Origin of the sequence: Flavobacterium pectinovorum, assembly GCF_900142715.1 — a bacterium.
Lineage (GTDB): Bacteria > Bacteroidota > Bacteroidia > Flavobacteriales > Flavobacteriaceae > Flavobacterium > Flavobacterium pectinovorum.
Genome location: NZ_FRBX01000001.1, coordinates 975331 through 997412 on the forward strand (window position 1 = coordinate 975331; position 22082 = coordinate 997412).

General features: G+C 32.7%; 21 protein-coding genes. 5 read left to right on the forward strand and 16 right to left on the reverse strand.

Annotation, left to right across the window (positions count from 1 at the left end; all coding sequences use genetic code 11):
* Positions 1-20: 20 nt before the first annotated feature.
* Positions 21-3302, forward strand: a complete 3282-nt coding sequence (locus BUE22_RS04070; protein WP_073393825.1) for a SusC/RagA family TonB-linked outer membrane protein — start codon at positions 21-23, stop codon at positions 3300-3302.
* 6 nt (positions 3303-3308) lie between these two features.
* On the forward strand, positions 3309-5078 hold the full coding sequence (locus BUE22_RS04075; protein WP_073393826.1) for a RagB/SusD family nutrient uptake outer membrane protein: 1770 nt from the start codon (positions 3309-3311) through the stop codon (positions 5076-5078).
* Positions 5079-5359: 281 nt separating this feature from the next.
* Here the strand turns inward: BUE22_RS04075 and BUE22_RS04080 are convergent, their stop codons facing one another.
* The 14 genes from BUE22_RS04080 to BUE22_RS04145 all read right to left on the reverse strand — a co-directional run bounded on the left by BUE22_RS04080 (position 5360) and on the right by BUE22_RS04145 (position 15403).
* Positions 5360-6118 carry a porin family protein gene (locus BUE22_RS04080; protein ID WP_073393827.1) on the reverse strand — a complete coding sequence of 253 codons (759 nt, stop codon included), beginning with the start codon at positions 6116-6118 and terminating at the stop codon, positions 5360-5362.
* 9 nt (positions 6119-6127) lie between these two features.
* Positions 6128-7249: a hypothetical protein gene (locus tag BUE22_RS04085; protein WP_073393828.1), complete on the reverse strand. Its 1122-nt coding sequence runs from the start codon at positions 7247-7249 to the stop codon at positions 6128-6130.
* 324 nt (positions 7250-7573) lie between these two features.
* A complete protein-coding gene (locus BUE22_RS04090) occupies positions 7574-7783 on the reverse strand; it encodes a hypothetical protein (protein WP_042564469.1) in 210 nt (69 codons plus the stop codon).
* Between the two features lie 28 nt (positions 7784-7811).
* On the reverse strand, positions 7812-8222 hold the full coding sequence (locus tag BUE22_RS04095; protein ID WP_084540200.1) for a hypothetical protein: 411 nt from the start codon (positions 8220-8222) through the stop codon (positions 7812-7814).
* 54 nt (positions 8223-8276) lie between these two features.
* A complete protein-coding gene (locus BUE22_RS04100) occupies positions 8277-9173 on the reverse strand; it encodes a hypothetical protein (protein ID WP_084540201.1) in 897 nt (298 codons plus the stop codon).
* Between the two features lie 5 nt (positions 9174-9178).
* Positions 9179-10444 carry an ECF transporter S component family protein gene (locus BUE22_RS04105; protein WP_073393830.1) on the reverse strand — a complete coding sequence of 422 codons (1266 nt, stop codon included), beginning with the start codon at positions 10442-10444 and terminating at the stop codon, positions 9179-9181.
* A gap of 3 nt (positions 10445-10447) precedes the next feature.
* On the reverse strand, positions 10448-10843 hold the full coding sequence (locus BUE22_RS04110) for a hypothetical protein (protein WP_042564472.1): 396 nt from the start codon (positions 10841-10843) through the stop codon (positions 10448-10450).
* 11 nt (positions 10844-10854) lie between these two features.
* Complete coding sequence (locus BUE22_RS04115) at positions 10855-11127, reverse strand: excalibur calcium-binding domain-containing protein (protein WP_243396805.1); 273 nt, start codon at positions 11125-11127, stop codon at positions 10855-10857.
* A complete protein-coding gene (locus BUE22_RS04120) occupies positions 11124-11345 on the reverse strand; it encodes a DUF4236 domain-containing protein (RefSeq protein ID WP_073393831.1) in 222 nt (73 codons plus the stop codon). The genes BUE22_RS04115 and BUE22_RS04120 overlap by 4 nt, the downstream gene beginning before the upstream one ends.
* 5 nt (positions 11346-11350) lie before the next feature.
* The gene (locus tag BUE22_RS04125) at positions 11351-11554 is read right to left on the reverse strand and encodes a hypothetical protein (protein WP_073393832.1); all 204 of its coding nucleotides are present in this window, start codon (positions 11552-11554) and stop codon (positions 11351-11353) included.
* A gap of 159 nt (positions 11555-11713) precedes the next feature.
* Positions 11714-12742: a PIN-like domain-containing protein gene (locus BUE22_RS04130; RefSeq protein WP_073393833.1), complete on the reverse strand. Its 1029-nt coding sequence runs from the start codon at positions 12740-12742 to the stop codon at positions 11714-11716.
* Positions 12743-12776: 34 nt separating this feature from the next.
* Positions 12777-13445 (reverse strand): response regulator transcription factor, encoded by a 669-nt coding sequence (locus BUE22_RS04135; RefSeq protein ID WP_073393834.1) that lies wholly within the window; start codon positions 13443-13445, stop codon positions 12777-12779.
* Positions 13446-13452: 7 nt separating this feature from the next.
* Entirely contained in the window at positions 13453-14919 is a 1467-nt protein-coding gene (locus BUE22_RS04140) for a tetratricopeptide repeat-containing sensor histidine kinase (RefSeq protein ID WP_317043524.1), read from the reverse strand.
* A 295-nt stretch (positions 14920-15214) separates the two neighbouring features.
* Positions 15215-15403 carry a hypothetical protein gene (locus BUE22_RS04145; RefSeq protein WP_073393836.1) on the reverse strand — a complete coding sequence of 63 codons (189 nt, stop codon included), beginning with the start codon at positions 15401-15403 and terminating at the stop codon, positions 15215-15217.
* 334 nt (positions 15404-15737) lie between these two features.
* Between BUE22_RS04145 and BUE22_RS04150 the strand changes: the two genes are divergently transcribed.
* A complete protein-coding gene (locus BUE22_RS04150; protein WP_073393837.1) occupies positions 15738-16709 on the forward strand; it encodes a hypothetical protein in 972 nt (323 codons plus the stop codon).
* A 172-nt stretch (positions 16710-16881) separates the two neighbouring features.
* Here BUE22_RS04150 and BUE22_RS04155 read toward each other — a convergent pair whose 3' ends face one another.
* Positions 16882-17733 (reverse strand): SDR family oxidoreductase, encoded by an 852-nt coding sequence (locus BUE22_RS04155; RefSeq protein ID WP_073393838.1) that lies wholly within the window; start codon positions 17731-17733, stop codon positions 16882-16884.
* 272 nt (positions 17734-18005) lie between these two features.
* On the opposite strand from BUE22_RS04155, the gene BUE22_RS04160 reads away from it, so the two are divergent.
* Together BUE22_RS04160 and ku are read left to right on the forward strand one after the other, a co-directional pair.
* Entirely contained in the window at positions 18006-18371 is a 366-nt protein-coding gene (locus BUE22_RS04160; RefSeq protein WP_042564480.1) for a SpoIIAA family protein, read from the forward strand.
* A 154-nt stretch (positions 18372-18525) separates the two neighbouring features.
* The gene (ku, locus tag BUE22_RS04165; protein ID WP_073393839.1) at positions 18526-19296 is read left to right on the forward strand and encodes a non-homologous end joining protein Ku; all 771 of its coding nucleotides are present in this window, start codon (positions 18526-18528) and stop codon (positions 19294-19296) included.
* A 159-nt stretch (positions 19297-19455) separates the two neighbouring features.
* Here the strand turns inward: ku and ligD are convergent, their stop codons facing one another.
* Positions 19456-22053: a DNA ligase D gene (gene ligD / locus BUE22_RS04170; RefSeq protein ID WP_073393840.1), complete on the reverse strand. Its 2598-nt coding sequence runs from the start codon at positions 22051-22053 to the stop codon at positions 19456-19458.
* Between the last annotated feature and the right edge of the window lie 29 nt (positions 22054-22082).

Consider the following 22082-nt stretch of genomic DNA (forward strand, 5'->3'; position numbering starts at 1 on the left):
AAAAACCAATAACTTAAATCATGTATTTTAAACGAATCAATTTAAATCTTCTAAAGGGAATTTTCTTTTTAATTCTGGCGTTGCTGTGCGTTCAAAGTGGTTACAGTACAACTGTTCTTAAAAAATCAAAAATAGAAAATAAAATAGAAAAAGCAACTTTAGTATCTATTTTTTCAAAACTGAGTAAAAAAACGGACTATAAATTTAGTTACGGGCAAGCAATTATTGCAGATAACACAACCTATACGGTAAATTATAGCAACGAATCTGTTGATGTAATTTTAAGTGATCTTTCTAGAAAAGCTAATTTCAATTATAATATTAACGGAAAATTGGTTTTGATTCAGAAAACAACTGTTGTCGTAAAAACAACATCTGAAGCAGAAAAAATTAAAATTAAAGGGAAAATTATTGACGAAAACGGAGTACCAATGCCGGGTGTAACGGTTTTGGAAACTGCTACAAAAAATGCTACTGTTTCTAATTTTGATGGTGAATTTGAACTTTCTGTTACAGAAGGAAAAACGATCGAAGTTTCGTATTTGGGATATAAAACCAAAACGGTTGGTGTACAAAAGAATTTCATGACAATTCAACTAGAGCCAAATACATCAGAGTTAAGCGAAGTTTTGATTGTAGGTTATGGAAAACAATCCAAAAAAGATGTTACGGGAGCTGTAACACAATTAGAAGCAGCAAATTTTAAACAAGGAGTTAACGTTTCTGTAGATAATTTAATTCAGGGAAAAGTTGCCGGTGTTCGTGTTGTTAACACAAGCGGTGAGCCGGGAGCTGGTGTAAATGTTACGATTCGTGGAGTTGGTTCTATCAGAAGCGGAAGTACGCCTTTGTTTGTTGTAGATGGAATGCCGTTGTCTAATGATGACGTAAGCCCAACGGGAAGTAATGTTGGTTTTGGGGCATCATCTGCAAAAAATCCATTAAACTTTTTGAATACAAGTGATATCGAATCGATTACAGTTTTAAAAGATGCTTCTGCAGCGGCTATTTACGGTGCAAGAGGATCTAATGGAGTTGTTTTGGTTACAACAAAAAAAGGATCAAAAGGGGAGGGAACATTAACTTTTGATTCTTATATGGGAGTTTCGAAAGTTGCTCACAAATTAGATGTTTTAAGCGCAGAGGAGTACAGAGGTGCAATTAAAGATCCGGCTTTTGATCATGGTGGAAACACAGACTGGCAGGATGTAATTTACAGAAGTGCCGTTACTACAAACAACGCTTTGTCTTTTGCAAAACAAACAGAATCAGGAAATTATTATGCATCTGTTGCGCAAATGGATCAGGAAGGAATTATTCGTAACAGTAATTTCAAACGTCTTTCGGGTAGAATTAATGCGGCAGAATCATTTTTAGACAACAAACGTTTAAAAATAAAAGTGAATCTTACAGCAAGTGAAACTAAAGATGATGGCGTTCCTACAAGTGATGACGGTGGTTCTAACGGACAATTAATCGTACACACCCTGATGGCAAACCCAACAAGATCTGTTTTTGATGCTAATGGAAAATACACCAACTTTAACATGAACGCGCATTATAATCCTGCTTATTTATTGAGCATTTATGAGGATCAAACGCGTACGTTGAGAGTTTTAGGAAATTTTGAAGCTTCTTTTAGAATCATCGACGGATTAGAATATAAATTAAATGTGGGTGTAGATCGTTCCAGCGCTGAACGTAATACGACGATTTATCCAAACTTAACCGATTTGAATCCAAAAGGAAAATATGTTCAGAATAATTTAGATTCTAAAAACTCTTTGGTTGAGCATTATTTGACGTATAATTTATTGTTAGACAAACATAAATTTGAAGTTTTGGGCGGATTCTCGTATCAAAAATTTGAAAAATCAGGAACAAGTTTCAGTATCGACGGAATTTCTGCTCAGGGCGTTGGTATAAAACCGTCTATTAATCCTGGTTTTGCAGGAACACAGTCAGGAACTACAGGTTATGCTCAGGAAAATGAATTACAGTCTTACTTTGGAAGATTGAATTATACTTTCAACGATAAATATCTTTTAACGGCTTCGATGAGAGCTGATGGTTCTACTCGTTTTGGTGATAATAACAAATACGGGTACTTTCCTTCATTTGCTTTGGGATGGAATATTTCTAAAGAAAGCTTCATGGAAAATGTTACAGCCGTAAACAACTTAAAATTGAGAGCAAGTTGGGGAGAAACAGGAAACCAGGAAGTTCAAAACAAATTGACTAAGGCAAGTTATTCATTATCTGGCCCAGACGGATATTATTTATATGATGATTTGAATTTGGTAAACGGAGTTTCGGTAACAAGAACTGCAAATCCTGATTTAAAATGGGAAGTTGTTACACAAGCTAACATAGGTTTAGATTTTAGTTTATGGAGTGATAAATTGTACGGAACTGTAGATTATTTCAACAAAACAACTACAGATGCAATCTTAAACGTTCCGTCAAGCCCTTTAAAACCAACAACAACAGTTTGGACAAACATTGACGGAAAAATCGTTAATACAGGTTTGGAAATTATGTTGGGTTCAAAATTAGTTAATACTAAAAATTTTACCTGGAATGTTGATGTAAACGGAGCAACATTAAGAAACAAAATTGAAGATTTACCGGTTTCAGAAATCTTAACAGGAACTATTTCAGGACCTGGACAATCTGGAGTAAATGCCAATATTTACAAAAGTGGTTATGCCGCTGGTTCATTTTATTTGTTAGAACATGTTGGTTTTGATGATAAAGGTGCAAATATCTTTAAAGATCAAAACGGAGACGGAAAAATTGATAACAGTGACAGAATTATTATAGAAGGGGCGTTGCCAACTTTTTATTACGGACTTAATAGTGATATGACCTATAAAAACTTTAGTTTTTCGTTTTCAATTATTGGTCAAACAGGTGGTTATTTGTTGAATAATACAGGATTGAATGCCTTAAATATCAATAATTTAGCTTCTGACAGAAACGTTGCAACAGGATATTATGAGTCTGGCGCAAATGCAACAAATGCACCAACATTATCTACGCTTTTCTTAGAGAAATCAGATTTTATCAGATTAAATACAGCGCGTTTAGGATACAATTTTGATTTAAAAAACGTAAGCTGGTTAAACGGATTAACGCTTTATGTAACGGGTTCAAATTTAATAACAATTACGAATTATACAGGTTACGATCCGTTAATTAACAGCCCGAAATCGAATGGTGGAAACCAATCTATTGGTATTGATTACGCTGCTTACCCAACTTCGAGAACTTTCAGTTTTGGAGCAACTTTAAAATTATAATTTATCATGAAGACAAAGACATTTTTTAGCATAAAAATTTTAACAATATTCTCTTTTATTTTTCTTTTAAATAGCTGTACGGATCTTGATGAAGCAGTATTAGATGAAAAATTAGGAACCGACGCTACAGATCCTGCAGGTTCACTTGCGGCAGCTTACGACAGACTTGGAGACGGAACTTTTACAGATCACGGAGCGGTTTTTGCCATGCAGGAATACACTACAGATGAAGCTATTTTGCCAACCCGCGGAAGTGACTGGGGAGATGGCGGAAAATGGAGAGATATGCATGAATTTACATGGAGTTCCAGTAATGCTATTATAGTGGGTAACTGGGATTTATTGACAAACGGAATCACTCGTTCTTTGACGGCAATTAAGTCATCTGAAGAAAATACTTTTCCGGAAAAGGCGTTATTTTTGGCAGAAGCAAAAGCACTTTTGGCCTATTACACTTACACAACTTTAGATCTTTACGGACAAGCGCCTTTTAGAGATCCGTTGAATGTAGACGCACCAATACAAATTTTAAAAGCAGATACTCAAATTGATAAATTAATCACTGATGTTGAAGCTTTAATTCCGGATTTGGCCGACATTGGTACACAAAGAACACACCACGGACGTTTTACAAAACAAGCTGCTTATGCTTTTTTAGCAAATATGTATTTGAACCGTGCGGTATTTAAAGATCGTTATAATGCAGGATCATCTTTCAATTTTAATGAAGCGGCGGTAAGTGGTACAGGAACAGACATGGACCGTGTTATTTATTACACTTCTTTGCTAATCGACTCTGGAAAATATAGTTTAGAAAGTGATTTCTTCAAAAACTTTGCAAGAGATAACGAAAATGGAAAAGAACTTATTTTTGCGATTTCTCAAAAGATAGATTACATCCGTAATGGTTCTAACAGTTTTGCTTATGTATGTATGGAGCGTAACCAAAGAACATCTGCTGGAAACAGAGGAACAAATGCGGCTTGTACAACAGAAGAATTTTATAATTCATGGAATGGTAATCATGATGATCCTAGATTTCAACAACATTATCAATATGCTGATGGAACGTGGTTTATGAATGATGGAACAGATGTAAGTGTTCCTGCAACAGACATTGTGCCAAAAAGTAGTCCAGCTACGCCTTGGTTCCATTTTAACAGAGGTATTCAGTACGGGCCTCAATATGGTCCTGTATTATTAACTTCGGCAGCTTTTGAAATGGTAGGAAACCGTATTAAAGTTTCTCCGTTGGTTATGGAAAAAAGTACGACTACAAAAATGGATTTTACACCAAAATTAACCTTTGCAGATCCTACTAAGGCTGTTTTTGCCCAAAACGAAATCAATCAGGGAGCCCGTGTTTTTAAATACGAATTTGATCCTGAAGGAGGAAATGGTAACAGTAATGTTGATATTCCGTTATTTCGTTTAGGCGGAGTTTATGCAATGAGAGCCGAGGCTTATTTTAGAAAAGGAAGTGTAGGTCCGGCAATGGACGATTTGAACAAATTGCGTACCAGCAGAAAAAGAGAATCCCTATACGGAAATGCTCCCGGAAAAACACTTACAGCTTTAGACTCAGAGCAATTGTATAAAGAATTAGGTTTCGAATTATATTGGGAATTACAAAGAAGACCGGAAAGCATCCGTTTTGGAAAATTTGATTTGGCGGGAACTGCAAAAGCTGCTTCTCAACCTTTTAGAAGAGTATTTCCAATTCCGCAAACCGTTATAGACCAGAAAGTGTTTAAACAAAATCAAGGATATAATTAAGTTTTGTGTTAGTTTATTTTTTTAGTAAAAAGCCTGCTCGTTATTTGAGCAGGTTTTTTCTATTTTATATAAATGTTTTAAAACTTCTGTTCGGCAGCTTTGTCAAAGTTTAAAACTTTGACAAAGCTTTTTGCATAAAGTAACCAGTACATTAACCACAATCTTGTCATCCTGACGGAGGAAGGATCTCCGCGAGTAGCTCGACAAAGATTGGTAATTTACTTTACGGAGTTTCTTGCGGAGATCCTTCGTTCCTCAGGATGACAAAAAATGTGAATATTTTATTTTTTCTCCTCAGGCAAAATAACCTTATACATTTCAGCTTCTTCTTTTGCTCTTTTTTGAGCAGCTTTTCCTTTTCCAATTGGTATTCCGGCGGTTACATACAGCGATCGATTGTATTGGTTTGGTCCGTCGCCTTTCATTACAGGAACTAATCCGTAATAATACTGAACCGTAATGTTTAAGCCATTTCCAACATTCATATGATAACCTGCGCCAAGAGCAATTCCGGCATCAATAACATGTATTTTATCTCTGATATTGTTTTTGTAAACAACATCTTCCTTATTATATTCCTGATGAAATTTATCAAAAGCTTTCGCCAAAAGTCCTAATTGCGGACCTGTTTTGAGATAAATATTATTTTTGAATTGATATTTAATTAAAATTGGAACATTAAAATACCGAATTTCTCTATCGACTTTTCCTCCCGCAAATGTATTATCCAGATTAGCATCGTCTAAAGAATAAACAGGCAATCCGTGCGCACCCATTGGCGATTTTACAATAACTCCGGTATTAATCATCCATGCAGGATTTTTTTTAGACCGAATATCAAAATAAAAACCAAGATTAAAACCCAGTTCCGTTCCTGAAGTTTCCATATTAGAAATCGTCGAAAAATTAAGACCGCCATCCAAACCAAATTCTAAAAAGGGCGAGTTGAGTTTATCTCCAAAAATCAAGGAAATTAATACCTGCGATCGTGCCGAAGTCATACAAAAGAAAGCGACGAGTAATAATAAACCTTTTTTCATAAGAATAGATTAAAGTCCAAAACGATATTGAAGACCACCTAAAACCTGAGTGCGGCTACCTAAAAAACCACATTCTACTCTTAGCATAATATGCTTATTGTATTGAAATTGAGATCCAACAATAAAATTCCACATATCTTTTGGTCTTTTCTGAAGGGAATATTGAACAGACGAATTATCTATTGTACTTATAGCGCCATCCAATGAAGTTAAAATGTTCCCTGCAGATTCCAGCGCGCGGTTTGCAGTATTATGTTTGGCAATATTTGCCGGATTATTTTGCTGCGCAGGTGTTAACGTGTCCCACCAATTATCGACTTTAGTTTGGTTTTCATCAACTTTTGCAAAACCATTATCTACTTTTTCCTGAAGACCATTTACGTCAAAAATATCCGAGAAAGGAATATTTCCTTGTGTGTCACCGGAGATATGAACCCTAAAACCGCCAACCCAAACAGCAATATTTCTGTCTGGTTTAGGTAGTTTAAAAGTTTTACCCAATCGTGGTCCAAAAACATACGAAAAAGCAGGTTTGTCTAACGCGCTCACGTCGCTCCAGGACATATTCATATCAAGTGCCAGCCAACCGCCGCCAATACCAATTGTGGGAGTTAACCCAAATCCGAAAGTAGTGATGTCAAAATTTGCTTTTGTATTAAAACTGGCTATTTGCGACCAGTTATTATCTGCGTCAGGAACCCAGATTCCGGCATTAATTTTTGTTGTTGATGTACCTTTACCAAAAATCCCATAAATATTTAAAAAAGGAAGCAGCCAGATATCAGGCCTAATCGTAAGGGCTCCGGCTTCTACAGTAGATTTATCAAATCGTACAATTTCATCTAAGTTATATTGAGGACCATTATTAAAACCAACTTCCAGACCATTGATTACAATTTCAGAATCCTGCCAGAAATAATTAACCGAAAGTCCGGCAGAGTAGGGCAGTTTGTAACCTTTTTGAGCTACTTTTTCGCCCCAAATAGGTAAGGCATATGGGTATTCTTCTACTTTAAGGCTGTCTTTAAGCTGTTGATTTTTTTGTCCAACAATTTTTTCGGTGTAAACCTGACCGAAAACATGGATACTACAAAATAATAAAGAGGCGAATATTAGTTTATTGTATTTCATTGACTTAGTGTTATAACGTTAATTAATAGAACTGCGTAAAATAAATAGGTACTAATGTAATCTTGGAAATCTTGTTATTTCAAATGAAATAATTGGGTTTAATTTTTAGGATGTTTCTGAATTCTGTAGCCAGAATTATATGTTAATTATTGTTAAAGTTAAACAAATTTTCTTTTAAATTGTAATATTTTTCTAATAAAATAAATTTTAATGGTTGGGTAAAATGTTAATTTATAGGTGTATATGTAGTTCTTACAAATAAAAAGGACAAAAGAAAAATTTCCTTTTGTCCTCAATAAATAGTTTTAAAAATCTGTAGTTAAATCAATCTTCCCATCCGCAAAGCGTTAAACCATAACCTTGTGCCTGAGATTCAGATACCTTAGTTAGTTCATGTCTGCAGGCCGTTAAACCACGACAATGTTCTTTATAATGGTATTTTTTTGCACCTGTTGGCCCGCAGATATATACCTTAGTCTCAACAGGCCGAAAAGAACTCAGAACTATAAAAAGCAGGATTGTACTATATTTCATTTTAGCAGGTTTTTGGTGATTAAGGCAATTATTCAACTTTTAAGTAGTATTCATTTCCATTTTTGTCTGTAGCTTTAAGTTTTCCGTAATCAATCCATTCTGTGTTAATTTCGATATCATTAATTGTATCAAATAGTAAAATTCCAGCGCCGTATTTACCTTCAACATTGATGTTTCCGTAAACAGAATCACCTTTGGTATTCACGCCTTTTACATCATAATTATACTCGTAATGACCAGAGTTTCCGGTTCTGTATTCGTATTGATATTCTGTGTCTACGTGATATGTTTTTGCTTCCTGCGGCGTAATCACTTTTCTGTCATCAGGTGTGATTACTTCTTTGTAAAACGATTTTATTTCAGGTGGTGGAAGTTCTCTTTTGCAACTTAAAAACGAGAGAACAAAAGCAAATAATGTAATTTTAAATTTCACAGGCATTTTTTGATAAATGTAATTAGAAGGAATGTTTTGGGATAGCGTAGTTATACGTGATTAATTAGGTTTTTTTAAGATGAAGTCCTGAATAATTTTCTCCATATTAGATGGTAAATCAGCATTTGTAATTTCAAAATGCTTTATATTCATTTCTGTAAACCATTTTGTCCAATATGCCTTGATTACTTTTTCTTCATACGGATTTTTTTTATCAGGATTAATACCTAAAACTAATACTTCCAAATTTGATAAATTACCCTCAATTTTTATAAAACCAAAATCCTGTTCATCAAATTTTTTCTTCCAATTTTGTGTATTTAAGCCGTTTTTCCGAATCAGTTCAGGTGTAATATAAGAGGTTCTTTTGCCTTCTGTTACAACCGTATTTTCATGAAACATATATCCATCTGTCAATACGATTAATATATTTCGATATTTATCTTCAACACATTGATCTTTTACTTTAGTATCAAAAAAATTCCAAATATCAGAACCAATATAATTGTCATCTTTTATGGCAGAATTATATATTTTGGACGTTTTTGCTGCGTAATTTTTATTGATGGAATTCAGAAAATCTTTTGAAGCATTATTTTTGTCAACAGCTATTTTTAAGCTCGCAGATATCGAATTAATTGCAGGATCTAAAGGTTCAGGATTAAAAAACAATTGAATTTTATCGTCCATTTGTTTTATTTTTTTTACTTTCAGATGTTGCGTAAAAGTTTCCGCAACTGATTTTATATAACCCAAATCTCTTTGATAATATTCCATTGTAGGATTTGGATTTTTTGCAAGGCTAATTCTATCCGATAAATCAAGCAATAAACTGATATTGTAATTTTCGTTTGCATCTTTTTTAATTGTAACAGTTTTTGCAGTGTTATCTGGATCTTTTTTACATGAGCAAACAAAAAATAATAACACAAATAGTAGAGGTAAAATTTTTTTCATGATAATTAGTTTTTAGAATAAACCAAGTGTTGAAAATCAGGATCAACCAGGTTTAATTTGGTAAGATGCTCTTCAGATGAAGTTTCGCAATTTTCTAATAATTCAGTTTTTTGATTATGTGCCAATGCAATTTCTGTATTAATTGCCTGAAACCATCCTTCTTTATATTGATGATGATAATGAAGATATTCTTTTACCGGAAAAACAAATCCGTCTATTTTAGACTGCAATTCGGAGATTTTTCCGTTGATTGTAATTACTTGTTGTTTGAAATCATTGATTTTATTGATTATATCAACTTTTAATTTTTCCAAATCAATTTGTTTTTCTTTTCGGCCTCTTATAAATGCTCTGATTTTATCAATGTTTTCAAATTCTTTCATTACAAAATCAAATACTAATCCCCAGATAATGTACACTACAAATCCCGCAAAAATGATCATCCAGAACTCAGATTCTCCTAATGCGATATTTAAATCATATGGATCTGAATCTGGAGTTTTATTGAATTCATATATTTTTTTCTCAATTATATATGCTAATAATCCATCAAACAAAAATGTTGTGGTGAAAAGGGCAATCATTCTGATTATATTTTTATAACCTTTTGTTTTTTGTACCATATGAATAACATAACCTAATCCCATAAATACAAACGGAATTGTTACTACCAAAACTCCTTCAAGCCAGCTTGCTTTAAATGAATTGTTTAAGGCGTCAGCATCAAAAATTGCCGCAGTTAAACTATCATCAGCAAATTCTTTGAAGAAAGCAGAATAGGAAGCAGAAATATAAAACACCAATAAATAAAGCGTAATTGGTAATAAAAGAAATAAGCCAATATAAAACTGCGCCTTTAAATCTTTACCATCTTCAATTCCGTACTTATCAGGATTGCGTTTTACTTCGATGATTTCGGTTTTGATCAGATCGATTTGGTCATTAATATCTTGTTCTTTCTTTTCAAAAATACCAATCGCAGCTTCCGATTTTTTGAGCTCAGTTCTGTTTTTTTCCTGTTCTTCTCGATAAGGCTGTTTTAATTTATCTTGTTCCAGTTTTTGTTTTCTGCATTGATCTTCAAAGCTCATATATAAATTTTGAAGGCATGCTTTTAAAACAATTGGTTTACCTGTTGCTTTTACAGATGCAGCAAAACCACTTTGATAATAAGTTATTCTTATTTGTTCTCTGTCATCTTCGTTTTCCTCAAAAGCAACAGGAGAATCTTCTGTTTTTTTAAGACTAAATAGTTGTGTAAGTGATTTCATAACTTAAGCGTTTAATTGACTAATAATTTCTTCTTTCTGAATATTTTTCTGAACGCAGTCAATCAAATAATCCGATAGATCATTGATGTTTTCATCCAAAAAATTAAATTTTCTGCAATACTTTTTAAGCATATTTAATTCGTCTTCAGTAATCTTTCCGTCTGCCCAAATAATTCTCGTAAAATCATATAAATATTCAATACGAGTGTTTAAGTCTTCTGGAATAAGTAATTCTGTGGTAATTGGATTGAGAAAAAGTTTATCCAGTTCTTCCCTCGGAATCCCGCGTTCATCTGCAAAATGATATAACATTTGCAATTCTAATACATCAAACTGATCATCGGATAATGCCATTTGATACAATCTTAAAAAATGGCTTTTTAATTCTAGTGTTATCATTGTTTAAGATCTTATTTTAAATTTTCGCATGCGATTCCGTCACTGTCAGAATCCAGGTTTTTATAACAGCTTTTATTGCTATCATAAGTTGCTTGTGCAGCAGCACGACTAGAAAAATCGCCGCATGTTTTTGTGGGGCAATTTGAACCAGATCCACCTGCGTTACTGGTTGTTTCTCCTGAATCTGATGATTCTGAACATGAAATTATTAATCCCAATAGTAGTATGGCTAAAAAAATTCCTGTATATTTTATTCTGCTGTTCATTATATTTAATGTTTTCATATTATATAAATTAAAAAGGTTATTATTCCTGTAAATGCAAATAGTAACATGCATCCGCTATTTTGATATCGTACTCCAGATATACCTGTTTTTAGTGAATATCCGTTTTTACCAAATGTTCCCATTTTTGTTCTTAAACTTGGAGAAATTCCGGATTGGCTAATGTTTAATCCAAGTCCTCCTCCAAGTTTTATTCTTTTTTGAAATCGAAAGCCCATGTTTATTAGCTTGTATGGCAATCGTTGCAACAAGTTTTGCAGCCATTTGATTTAGAATAAGTTTTTTTTGCTTCAGTAACTGCAGGTTTACAGTTTGAAAATTCTCCTAAATATTTTCTATTTGCAGAAGGTAAATAACGACAATCGTCTGTGTGAACTTCATGATCTCCATTTGATTGTTTAGTTTGATTAACATAATACTTTTTCATGATTTTTAATTTAGATTATTATTGTTTGAAATTTTAATTATTCAAATGTATAGTCATTAAAAATCAGTATTTTACGGAAAACCATAACGGCTAAAAAAATAATTCTAGAAATAAAAAAAGCCCCCGAAGGAGCTTAAATAAATGATCGAATATGGAGATTTAAATAATCCCCATATCTTTAGTTATGGAAACCAAATGAATTGTATTATTTGCATCAAAAAAAAACTTTAACTTGGCAACTTTTTTTTCAATGCCCGATAAACTTAGATATTCCCCTTTGTTGTTCAGTATTTCTTTTATTTCAGATGTATTATTACCATTTGCTAGTAATTTAAGTATTTCAATATCCTTTGCATCAATATTGAAATCTTCTCTTTGATCATTAATAATTCTAAAATCCCTCATGTTATCATAATTATTTGGTTCAAAAGATTCTGATATTGAAATGAGCTCTAGTTCATTTTTACTTGGAATTGATATTATTGATTCAAGATCATTAAAATCTCTTAATGCTTGTGATAATTTATTAAAAACTTTTATTTCTATATTTGGATTTAATTGAATGAGATCATTTTTTAAAATTGGATTTAAATATAATATATCTTTATTTTCGGTATAATAATCTTGATCTTTTGAAACTATCCAAACGCGATTAACATTTGGAACTATATTTAAAAGCATTTCCCAAGATAATTGATCACCTAATGGATCATTTTTTTTTCCGGGTGGATTACCAATTTCTTTTCTTAGTCTTGCTTTATTTAAATTATCAATTGATGCCTTTTTGGATGTATTGTATAATAATGACAATGCTTTAGAGACGTTATCTTCTGATGATGAAACATTTTGAAGTGTTTCATTTAGTATCTGCAGAAGTTCATTGTTAGAGTTTTTAATTTGTATTTCTAATTCTTTCCTTGAACTATTCCAAGATATTAATTTAGACGAATTATCTTTATCTAAATGTTCTGGGAGTATTGTATTTACTATTGATACTTGTTTTATATAATTATCGATTGATTGTTTAAAAACATTTAGTTTGTTTCTATCGATTTCATATTTGAATTGTTCAGTAAAAAAGACTTTATCTTTAACTTCTATTATGGAATCCAATAGTTTTTTAAATTCAGGTCTATTTGAGTTATAGAACCCTAGAAAAATATTGGCATCAATGTACAATATGTTCATTATAATTGTTTTTGTTATTTTTTAATAGATTTTATTAAATAATCCCCATATCTTTTGTAATTGAAACGAGATGAGTCGTATTATTGGCTTTAAAGAAATCTTTAAGCTTAGCGATTCTTTTTTCGATTGTGCTTTTGCTGGTTGTTTTAAAATTTAATTCTTTAAACGTATTCGAAATATCGTCTTGCGGAGTTCCTATAGACAATTGTTTTAGAATATGAATATCAATATCATCAATTTCGTAATTGCTTTTTTCCTGTAAAGCAAAAGCAACTTCTTGAGAAATAAAGGTTTCGTTTGAAGTATACAGTAAGTTGATCGCCTTTTTTAGATCTTCAATACTGTTTAGGCCTTTTAGAACAAAAGCATCAACTCCCGCATTATCAAAAAGCGATTTGATACGGTAACTTTTATCTTCTACCGAATAGACTATAATTTTAATATTAGGCTGTAATTCGCGCACTTTTTGTACCAATTCATCGCCATTAGCAATTTTTAGTTCGCGATGATCTGTTTTGAATGAAAGGTCACTGATTAATAAATCAAAAGGTTCGTTATCCTGAATTGCTTTTCGCACTTTCAGTAAAGCTTCATCACAGTATTTTGAATGCTGAAAATTTTCAATATTTACATCTTTTAAGACTTGCTGAATTCCTAAATTCATTGCATCAAGATCTTCAGCTATTATTACTTTTTTAAACATAGGGCTTTTATTTTGGCAGTTTTATATTGACTCTAAAACCTTTATCAGGTTCAGTGTCAAAAGTAATAGTTCCTTTTATGGCCAGAATACGGTTTTCCATATTTTGTAGACCATTTTTCACAATTTTATTTTTTTCGGCACCTTTTCCGCGATCGGCATAATTTATAAATACAAATTTTTGATCGCTATCAAAAGTTAAAGCAACTAACGGCGCGTGGCTATGTTTTTTCATGTTTACCATTAATTCCTGAAGAACCCTGTAAATGGTTACTTTTTTTATTTCGTCGATTTCGTTCCAAATTACTTTTTCGATGTTATTGATAATCACGTTTGTCGATTTGCTGTTATAGGTAGAAAGCATTTCTTTTAAATTATCAGAATAATTTACTCCAGTTTCAATATCATTGTTTTCTCTCGAAATTCCGCGAACGCGCGTATAAATATGATCCAGTTTTTGAATCAAAGTTTCTTTTGTGTTTTCTACAGATAAGGGTTGTGTTTGTGTAAAAGTTATGGCGTTAAAAACATCATTTGCCAATTCATCATGAATATCTTTTGCAATTCTGGTTTCGGTATCATAAGCGGTTTTTATTCGTATAATTCTGTTTTTATTTTTGTAATATCGTACCAGGACGACAATTACAATTCCCAGAAAAATAAGGAAAATTATACCCACTATCTTTTGGTATTTTGCTTCCTGAAGCGCCAGTAAATTCTCTGCCTTTTCTAATTTTAGTTTCTGGTTTTCGTCTTTTTCCTTTTTAGAATCGTATTTAATTTTGGCAAATTTGTTTTTAAAATTGTTTCTGATTTTAATAATACTATCATTTAAGGAAATGTATTTTTGGACATATTGTGTACCTGAACCATTAGAAATTAAAAGAGACAATGCTTTTAAACGTTCATCGATACTATGAAATTTGGTTGCAATTTGATACGCATTCTGAGCGTTTTGATTTGATTTTTTAACATCGGTTTTTGCGTAAAATTCGGCTAAATGAAGATAGCTTTCTATGCTTCCATAAAAATCTTCAGACTGATTTCGCAATTTCAGACCCTCATTCATAAATTTCAGACCTTTATCCGGATTTCCATTTTTAAAATAGGCGAAACCCAGATTATCCAAAACTCGCGATTTACTTCTGATAATCGATGGATCTTTATCATTTAAAACCTTTTTATTTAAAATAGATTCTAAAATAGAAATTGCTTTATCGATTTTGTTTTGTTTGATGTAAACAACAGCAATATTATTTAAAGGAGATTGTTTTGATACAGAGTCGGTTGCATCTTTAAGAGCCTGTTTGTAATAAAATACTGCGTCATCATAAATAGAAAGCTCTTTATCTGCAATTCCGAAAAAATTATTGATTGCGGCATTATAATTATTATCACTTTTTGTGTAAGGTAAGGCCTCTGTTAATGTTTCTTTACTTCCATAATAATCTCCATTTATTTGCTGTATTTGAGCCATTTGAATAAGATTAAAAGTAATATTAGCACTGTCTTTTAAAGATTCGAATAGTATTTTTGATTTATTAAAATAATAAAAAGAGCTATTAAAATTTTTGTTTTCATAGAGATTTATGGCTTTTTCTCGAAGAAAAACGGCTTCACTTTTGTGAGTATTTGGTTGAACAGATATGGTTGTTTGTTCTTTGCAGGAAACAAAAAGAAGAAAAATAAATAAACAAAAAATCGGGGACCGTAGCATAAGAGTTACTTTCCCCGAAATTAAGCAATAATTAAATATTGTAAAGAATATTCTGTTATTTTTTTGGTGGTTTAACAGTAATTGGATCATCCCCAGGCCCATCAGGCGGTGCGTCTGCTTGAACAGGAATAGAATCCTTTTTTATCTCAGTTTTTGTCTCAGCCGTTTCAAATTCGTCAGCTGTGCAAGAAAATAACGTAGTACTTAATAGTGCAAATGCACCCATCACAAATAAATTTTTCATGTTTTTTAGTTTTAAAAATTGGACATGAGTATTGCTGTCCGGAACTTTTCCAGATCTTTTTAAGGCAATACCAAATTGCTTTGGGAAGTGAAGTGCGGTCGACCGTAAAGAATGTGTTATACTTCCCGGATAATGATCATTACGGTTTTCCGCACTTGTTAATAGAACTAGTTTTGTACATTTGTTTTAACCTGCAGATTAAAACGTTTAACTAATTTGATATCGCAAAGATGCGACGCTTACAAGCCAGTGTTTATAAGGAATTCCGGGAATTCCCATCATTTCCTGACTTTCTTAAAAATTCCTAATTATTCCTGAAAATTCCTGAAAGCTTATGCAAAAAATTACTTTTAAAGATTACGAAAAAGCTATACGATCAAAATATTTGATTGAAAAAGATGGAGAATATGCTAAGCATTTCAATCCGACAGCACAAGCAAATCTTAGAGATTTATGCTGGGAAAGATTTAAAGAGAATGAGAATAAAGATGACTCAAGCACTTTTTTTTCTTTCTTCACCTTTAGTTTTGAATTAGATGGAGTAACAAAGAAAAAGCTTAGAGATGAAACAGATAGGTTTAGAACTATTGCTTCTTTTTATTTAAAAGAAGAAAAAAAGACGGCTAGTAGATATGCCGTTGAGTTAGCTGCTATTCTAGTTGATTTTCAACCAAGACCTTTTAAAAAATTTAGAGAAGCAGGAATTATTCTACCGGAAAAACCGATTGATGCTCCAAAAGTTCCATTTGCTTTTGATAACAATACCGATAATGAGCAAGAACACGAAAATGAAGGGAACGAAGACTATAAAGAAAATTATGATGAAAATCAAAATATATTTGATGATGCTTTAATCGCTAATAATCAACTAGGTTTTATTGGAAATTTTAAAAATAAATTTTCTAAAAAATTTTCGAAGAAGCTTAAGAAAACAATAATTGCTATGATAGTTATTTTTTGTATGATTGGAACTGCTGTTTGTCTATTTTTCTTCAAAAAAGGTTGCATGCAATGGTCTGATAATCATTATGAATTGGTATACTGTGATAAACCAATGGAAGGAAATTTAAATGAGGTAATTTTAAGAGACGATAATCTTTTAAATTTCAAAAAGTTAATAGTTTGTGATACTACAACTTGTTTTAAACCAGATGGAGAAGCAATTGTATGGTATGCAAAAACAGGAGACAAAGCAGATTTTTTTAATTCAAATGGAAACGGAAGACATCCTGAAACAAAAAGATCATTAAGACCTATTACAGAATATATCAAAGGAAAATATAAAGGCGATTGCCCAACAAAATAACGTCACGTCTAAAACCGGAAAGGTTTTAAAAACCTGTCCGGTTTATCGAAAAGAATAAAAAAAGCGGATATACCAATTAAGTATATCCGCTTTTATATTTAAATAAAAATTCGAGAAAATTAGTGAAATTCTTGGCAAACAAAACGTTACAAAGAAATTCGTGACAAAAAAACTAAGCCACAATTTCCCCACCATTAATATGTATAAATTGTCCTGTAATATAACTACTGTCTTCGCAGGCCAGAAAAACATAGGCAGGCGCAACTTCTGAGGGCTGACCGGCTCGTTCCATCGGATTATCTTTTCCAAAATCTGATACTTTATCGAAGCTGGCAACAATTAAAGGCGTCCAGATTGGGCCTGGTGCAACGCCATTGACGCGTATTTTCTTTTTGGCCAACATCGTTGCTAACGATCTTGTAAAACTTACAATCGCACCTTTTGTACTGGCGTAATCAACCAAATGTTCGCTGCCGCGATATGCAGTAACCGAACTCGTGTTGATAATCGTATCACCTTCCTGCAAAAGAGGCAGTACAGCGTTTGTGATATAGAAATACGGGTAAATATTAGTTTCAAATGTTTCGTGAAGCTGTTTCGAAGTTATTTTTTTAAATTCGCCCTGAGGGAATTGTACAGCTGCATTATTTACCAGAATATTAATTTTTTTAAATTTTGTATGGCACTTTTTTACAGCCTCTTTACAAAATTTCTCGTCTTTTAAATCTCCACTGATAATCAAACACTGCTGACCTTCTTTTTCGATCAACTCTTTGGTTTCAAGAGCATCTTTATCTTCATTAAGATAAACTATGGCAACATCTGCACCTTCTCTGGCAAAATGTACCGCAACACTTCGGCCAATACCGCTGTCACCGCCGGTTATAAAAGCAACTTTTCCAAGCAGTTTTCCGCTCCCGGTATAATTCTCCCTGATAATTTCAGGTTGAGGATGCATTTTATGTTCATCTCCCGGCAAATTCTGCTTTTGTTCGGGAAATTTCTTTGGTTTTTCTTTTTCCATGATTAATTATTTTTTGGGTCTTTATCAACTTCCTAAAATAGTCTCATTTTCAATAATAAGGTGACCTGAAAAAATCAAAAGTTAGCGCAAAAGATCACGAAATCAGATTCATAAATTGATATTCTGTAAAATTTAACTCATAAAATATAAGAGAAAAAACAAGCCTCTGATTTACATTTGAGTCAACGTAAAAAATGCCTGATTAACTTTAAAAAATCAGCATTAAAAAATTCGACTGAATTAAAAATTACCATAATTTAATTAAAGAAAAAATGATACATCAAATTGATACAACAGATAATGTTGTTGCTTTTAGAGCATTAGCAGAAGTTACTAAAGAAGATTTTCAAAGAGTGGTTGTTCCGGCTGTAGAAAAACTGGTAAAGCAATTAAACGAAATCAATTTTTTATTGGTTTTAGATACTGATCTTGAAAATTTTACCGCTGGCGCCTGGCTTCAGGATGCCATGATCGGACTTAAGCATTTGGGAAAATGGAACAGAGCTGCTATTGTTTCAGATTCTGAAGAGATTATTTCTTTTACAAACGGATTCAGTTATATCGTTCCGGGAGAGTTTAAGGGCTTTAAAAAACTGGAATTCAATAAAGCTTTAAATTGGGTTGAAGGGAACATTTAGACATAAAATTGCAAAAAATAAATTCCAAATTCCAACTGCTTTGCTTACAAATCTCAAATTCAATTTGGAATTTGGAATTTAAGATTTTTGGAATTTATTTATTATTTATTGGAATTTGGAATTTAGATTTTTTGGAATTTAAAAACAAACACACATGAGGTCAATATGGACAGGTTCGATTAGTTTTGGGTTAATCAATATTCCCATAAAGATGTTTTCTGCCGTGCAGGAGAGCTCGCTTGATATGGATATGCTGGATGCAAAAGATCATTCTAATATTAAATTCAAACGTGTAAACGAAAAAACGGGCAAGGAAGTCACTTTTGCCAATATTGTAAAAGGCTACAAAATTGATGATAAATATGTAATTGTTGAAGATGAAGATTTTGAAGCTGCAGATGCCGTTAAAACAAAAACTATTGATATTCAGAGTTTTGTTGACGAAAAAGAAATAGAAAGCATTTATTATGAACAGCCGTATTTTCTTGAACCTGATAAAGGAGCAATGAATGCCTACGGTTTACTTCGTGATGCACTGGCATCTACTGGAAAAGTAGGAGTGACGAGTTTTGTTTTAAGGAATAAAGAAAGCCTGGCGATTTTAAGACCGTACAAAAATATAATTCTTTTAAACCGAATTCGCTTTGAGCAGGAAATCAGAAGTACAGACGAACTTAAAGTTCCGGCAATTTCTAAAAAGAAAACAAAAGAAATGGATATGGCCGAAAAACTAATCGATCAGCTTACTGAGAAGTTCGACATTAGCAATTTTAAAGATGAATATACAGATAAGCTCCTCAAAATAATCAAAAATAAAGCAAAAGGTAAAAAAGTAAAAGCACCAAAACTCAAAGTGGTTCACAAACAAAGCGACGATTTATTAGATATGCTGAAAGCAAGTTTAGAAAATAAGAAATCGTCTTAAAAGTTTTGAGTTATGAATTATGAGTTTGAATGTCATTATATAAAAAAGAAACAAAAGTTTATATAGACTTTTGTCTCTTTTTTATTTTAATTAAAAATCAAACGCATCAAGCTATAATTCAAAACTCAAAACTCATAATTCATAATTGACAATTCATAACTAACTTTTAACTCCCAACCCATAATTCTTAATAATTTTCTGGATATTCGCTCCTTTGCCTAAAACAGGCGCCCACAAATCACCTTTTTTCTCAAATCTTGACAAGACATTTTTAATGGTAAATTGAGACGGATGCAATTTTGGAGTTACTTCGCTCCATTCTAAAGGCGTTGAAACCTGCGCTCCGGGCACAGGGCGAACAGAGTAGGGTGCGGCCAAAGTTTGTCCGCGGCGATTTTGCAGATAATCCACATAAATTTTATTGTTTCTTTTCTTGATGCTTCGTTCCAGAGAAGTAATTTCGGGAATTCGTTTTTGAATTTCTGTTGCCACTAATTGTGCGAAAATTTTAATCGAATCATAATCGTATTTCGCGCCAAGCGGAATATATACATGCAAGCCCGAAGCGCCCGAAGTTTTGCAGTAACATTCGGTTTCAAATTCGTCCATAACTTCTTTTACGGTTAAAGCAGTTTGTACAACTTCTTCAAATTTATCTTTTGAAGGATCAATATCGATTACGAGCCAATCCGGATTTTCAATATGTTTGATGGTTGAATTCCATGGATTTATGTCAATGCAGCCCAAATTTGCCATATAAAGCAAAGTCGCTTTGTCATTGCAAATCAAATAATCCAGATGTTCATCGTTGGATTCTGAGTATACTTTTTTGGTTTTTAACCACGACGGAATTTTATCTACATCAACATCTTTCTGATAAAAACTTGGCGCATCAATTCCGTTAGGAAATCGATTCATAGACTGCGGACGATCTTTTAAATAAGGCAAAATAAAATCAGCAACTTCATTGTAATATTGCACAATTTCGCCTTTAGTAATTCCGCTTTCAGGAAAATATATTTTGTTTTGATTGGTAAGATGGAGCGTTTTTGTACCCACCTTCAAATCATAATCCTTTTCTTTACTCGTTTCTGGTTTTTTTTTAGCCGTTTCTGGTTTTTCTTTAGTCTTCATAACTTCCGTATTTAAAGTTTTGGTTTTTGAAGTCAAAAAAACTTCACTTGCTTTTTTATCCACTCTCAAGCCCAGATAAACGGGATGTCTTAGTCGCATATCATCCGTCCATTCTGTAAATTTAACCTGGCAGACAAATTTTGGTTTTAACCATTGTATCTTATCCCGAAGTTTTATTTTTTGTACAACCGGAGATTCCTTTATAAAATGAGGTTTAAATTTCGTGTATAAATCCTTCAGGACTTCCTCTGTAAATCCAGTTCCGCATTTACCAATATATTCAAGTCTTTTGCCGTAATATTGTCCTAAAAGCAAGGCACCAAAGTAACTGCGGGAATTTTTGGGTTCAGTAATTCCTATAATAACAGCTTCTTCCTGCTGTGCAATTTTTATTTTAAGCCAGTTATTGCTTCTTTTTCCAATCAAATAAGTGCCATTAGCTTTCTTGGCCATTATACCTTCGCTATTGTTATTTGTGGCAATTTCTAAGCTTTTAAGTCCGTTTTCGATAGTATGTTCAGAGTAAAAAACATTCGAAAAAGAATATTTGTCCAATAACATTTTTAAAAGCTCTTTTCGCTCAAGTAAGGTTAAGTTGACAGTAGAAAAACCATCCAGATTTAAAATATCAAAAACATAATATTTTAGATTTCCTTCGCCAGTTTTAAGATAATTTTGAAGATGCTGAAAACTGGCTTTTCCTGCCTCATTTTCAACAACGACTTCGCCATCCAGAATGACTTCATGTTTTATTTTTTCAAGTTCTTTTAAAACAGGTTTGAAGTTTTTATCAAACGAAAGTTCGTTTCGGCTAAACAAATGCACTTCATCTGGTGTAATAGTAGCGAGAGTGCGGTAACCGTCATATTTATTTTCAAAAACCCAGTCAGGATCATCAAAAGGTTTATCGACAATATTGGCCAGCATGGGCGACAAAAAGCCTATAGTTTCTTTTTTGTCTGTTTTGGTTTTTGCTGTTTTGGTTTTCCTGGGAGTAGTTTCTTCAGAGGTATCTTCATCTTCAATCTCATTTTTTTTTGAAGCACTTTCCGTTTTTTTCTCTAACGATTCTAAAGTCTGATTGGAGATAACTGATTTGTTTTTCTTCAAAATGTCATCATCCGTGGCATATTTGTCCTTTTTTTTAATCAAAAGCCAGGCGTTTTCTTGTTTGCCGTGAAGTTTTACCAAAGAAAATTCGCCTTTGAGTTTTTTTCCTTTTAAAACAAAACTCAAATGGCCTTTGTGCAATGCGGCTTTTAATGCTTTTCTGGCAGAAACAGCATCTTCATCTGCAGTAGTATAAGTTCCGTTATCCCAAACAATAACATTTCCGGCACCATAATTTCCTTCTGGAATTGAGCCTTCAAAATCCTTATAATCATATGGATGATCCTCGACCATCATGGCAAGTCGCTTTATTTCGGGATCCATAGACGGACCTTTGGGAACGGCCCAACTTTTAAGAACACCATCCAGTTCCAGCCTAAAATCATAATGCAAATGCGAAGCTGCATGTTTTTGAACCACAAAAATGAGGTCTTTTTCAGATTTGCCAATTTTGCCTTCAGGCTCCTCGGTTTGCTTGAAATTACGTTTTTGGTTGTATTTGGAAAGTGACATATATAAAGTATTTATGGGTTCATAGTCTG

Coding starts and splice junctions, on each gene's coding strand:
- BUE22_RS04160 (WP_042564480.1), top strand. CDS start 18,006: ATGATACATCAAATTGATACAACAGATAATGTTGTTGCTTTTAGAGCA.
- BUE22_RS04155 (WP_073393838.1), bottom strand. CDS start 17,733: ATGGAAAAAGAAAAACCAAAGAAATTTCCCGAACAAAAGCAGAATTTG.
- BUE22_RS04140 (WP_317043524.1), bottom strand. CDS start 14,919: ATGGCTCAAATACAGCAAATAAATGGAGATTATTATGGAAGTAAAGAA.
- BUE22_RS04115 (WP_243396805.1), bottom strand. CDS start 11,127: ATGAAAACATTAAATATAATGAACAGCAGAATAAAATATACAGGAATT.
- BUE22_RS04110 (WP_042564472.1), bottom strand. CDS start 10,843: ATGATAACACTAGAATTAAAAAGCCATTTTTTAAGATTGTATCAAATG.
- BUE22_RS04075 (WP_073393826.1), top strand. CDS start 3,309: ATGAAGACAAAGACATTTTTTAGCATAAAAATTTTAACAATATTCTCT.
- BUE22_RS04130 (WP_073393833.1), bottom strand. CDS start 12,742: ATGAACATATTGTACATTGATGCCAATATTTTTCTAGGGTTCTATAAC.
- ku (WP_073393839.1), top strand. CDS start 18,526: ATGAGGTCAATATGGACAGGTTCGATTAGTTTTGGGTTAATCAATATT.
- BUE22_RS04090 (WP_042564469.1), bottom strand. CDS start 7,783: ATGAAATATAGTACAATCCTGCTTTTTATAGTTCTGAGTTCTTTTCGG.
- BUE22_RS04085 (WP_073393828.1), bottom strand. CDS start 7,249: ATGAAATACAATAAACTAATATTCGCCTCTTTATTATTTTGTAGTATC.
- BUE22_RS04150 (WP_073393837.1), top strand. CDS start 15,738: ATGCAAAAAATTACTTTTAAAGATTACGAAAAAGCTATACGATCAAAA.
- BUE22_RS04125 (WP_073393832.1), bottom strand. CDS start 11,554: ATGAAAAAGTATTATGTTAATCAAACTAAACAATCAAATGGAGATCAT.
- BUE22_RS04080 (WP_073393827.1), bottom strand. CDS start 6,118: ATGAAAAAAGGTTTATTATTACTCGTCGCTTTCTTTTGTATGACTTCG.
- BUE22_RS04070 (WP_073393825.1), top strand. CDS start 21: ATGTATTTTAAACGAATCAATTTAAATCTTCTAAAGGGAATTTTCTTT.
- ligD (WP_073393840.1), bottom strand. CDS start 22,053: ATGTCACTTTCCAAATACAACCAAAAACGTAATTTCAAGCAAACCGAG.
- BUE22_RS04120 (WP_073393831.1), bottom strand. CDS start 11,345: ATGGGCTTTCGATTTCAAAAAAGAATAAAACTTGGAGGAGGACTTGGA.
- BUE22_RS04100 (WP_084540201.1), bottom strand. CDS start 9,173: ATGAAAAAAATTTTACCTCTACTATTTGTGTTATTATTTTTTGTTTGC.
- BUE22_RS04105 (WP_073393830.1), bottom strand. CDS start 10,444: ATGAAATCACTTACACAACTATTTAGTCTTAAAAAAACAGAAGATTCT.
- BUE22_RS04145 (WP_073393836.1), bottom strand. CDS start 15,403: ATGAAAAATTTATTTGTGATGGGTGCATTTGCACTATTAAGTACTACG.
- BUE22_RS04095 (WP_084540200.1), bottom strand. CDS start 8,222: ATGCCTGTGAAATTTAAAATTACATTATTTGCTTTTGTTCTCTCGTTT.
- BUE22_RS04135 (WP_073393834.1), bottom strand. CDS start 13,445: ATGTTTAAAAAAGTAATAATAGCTGAAGATCTTGATGCAATGAATTTA.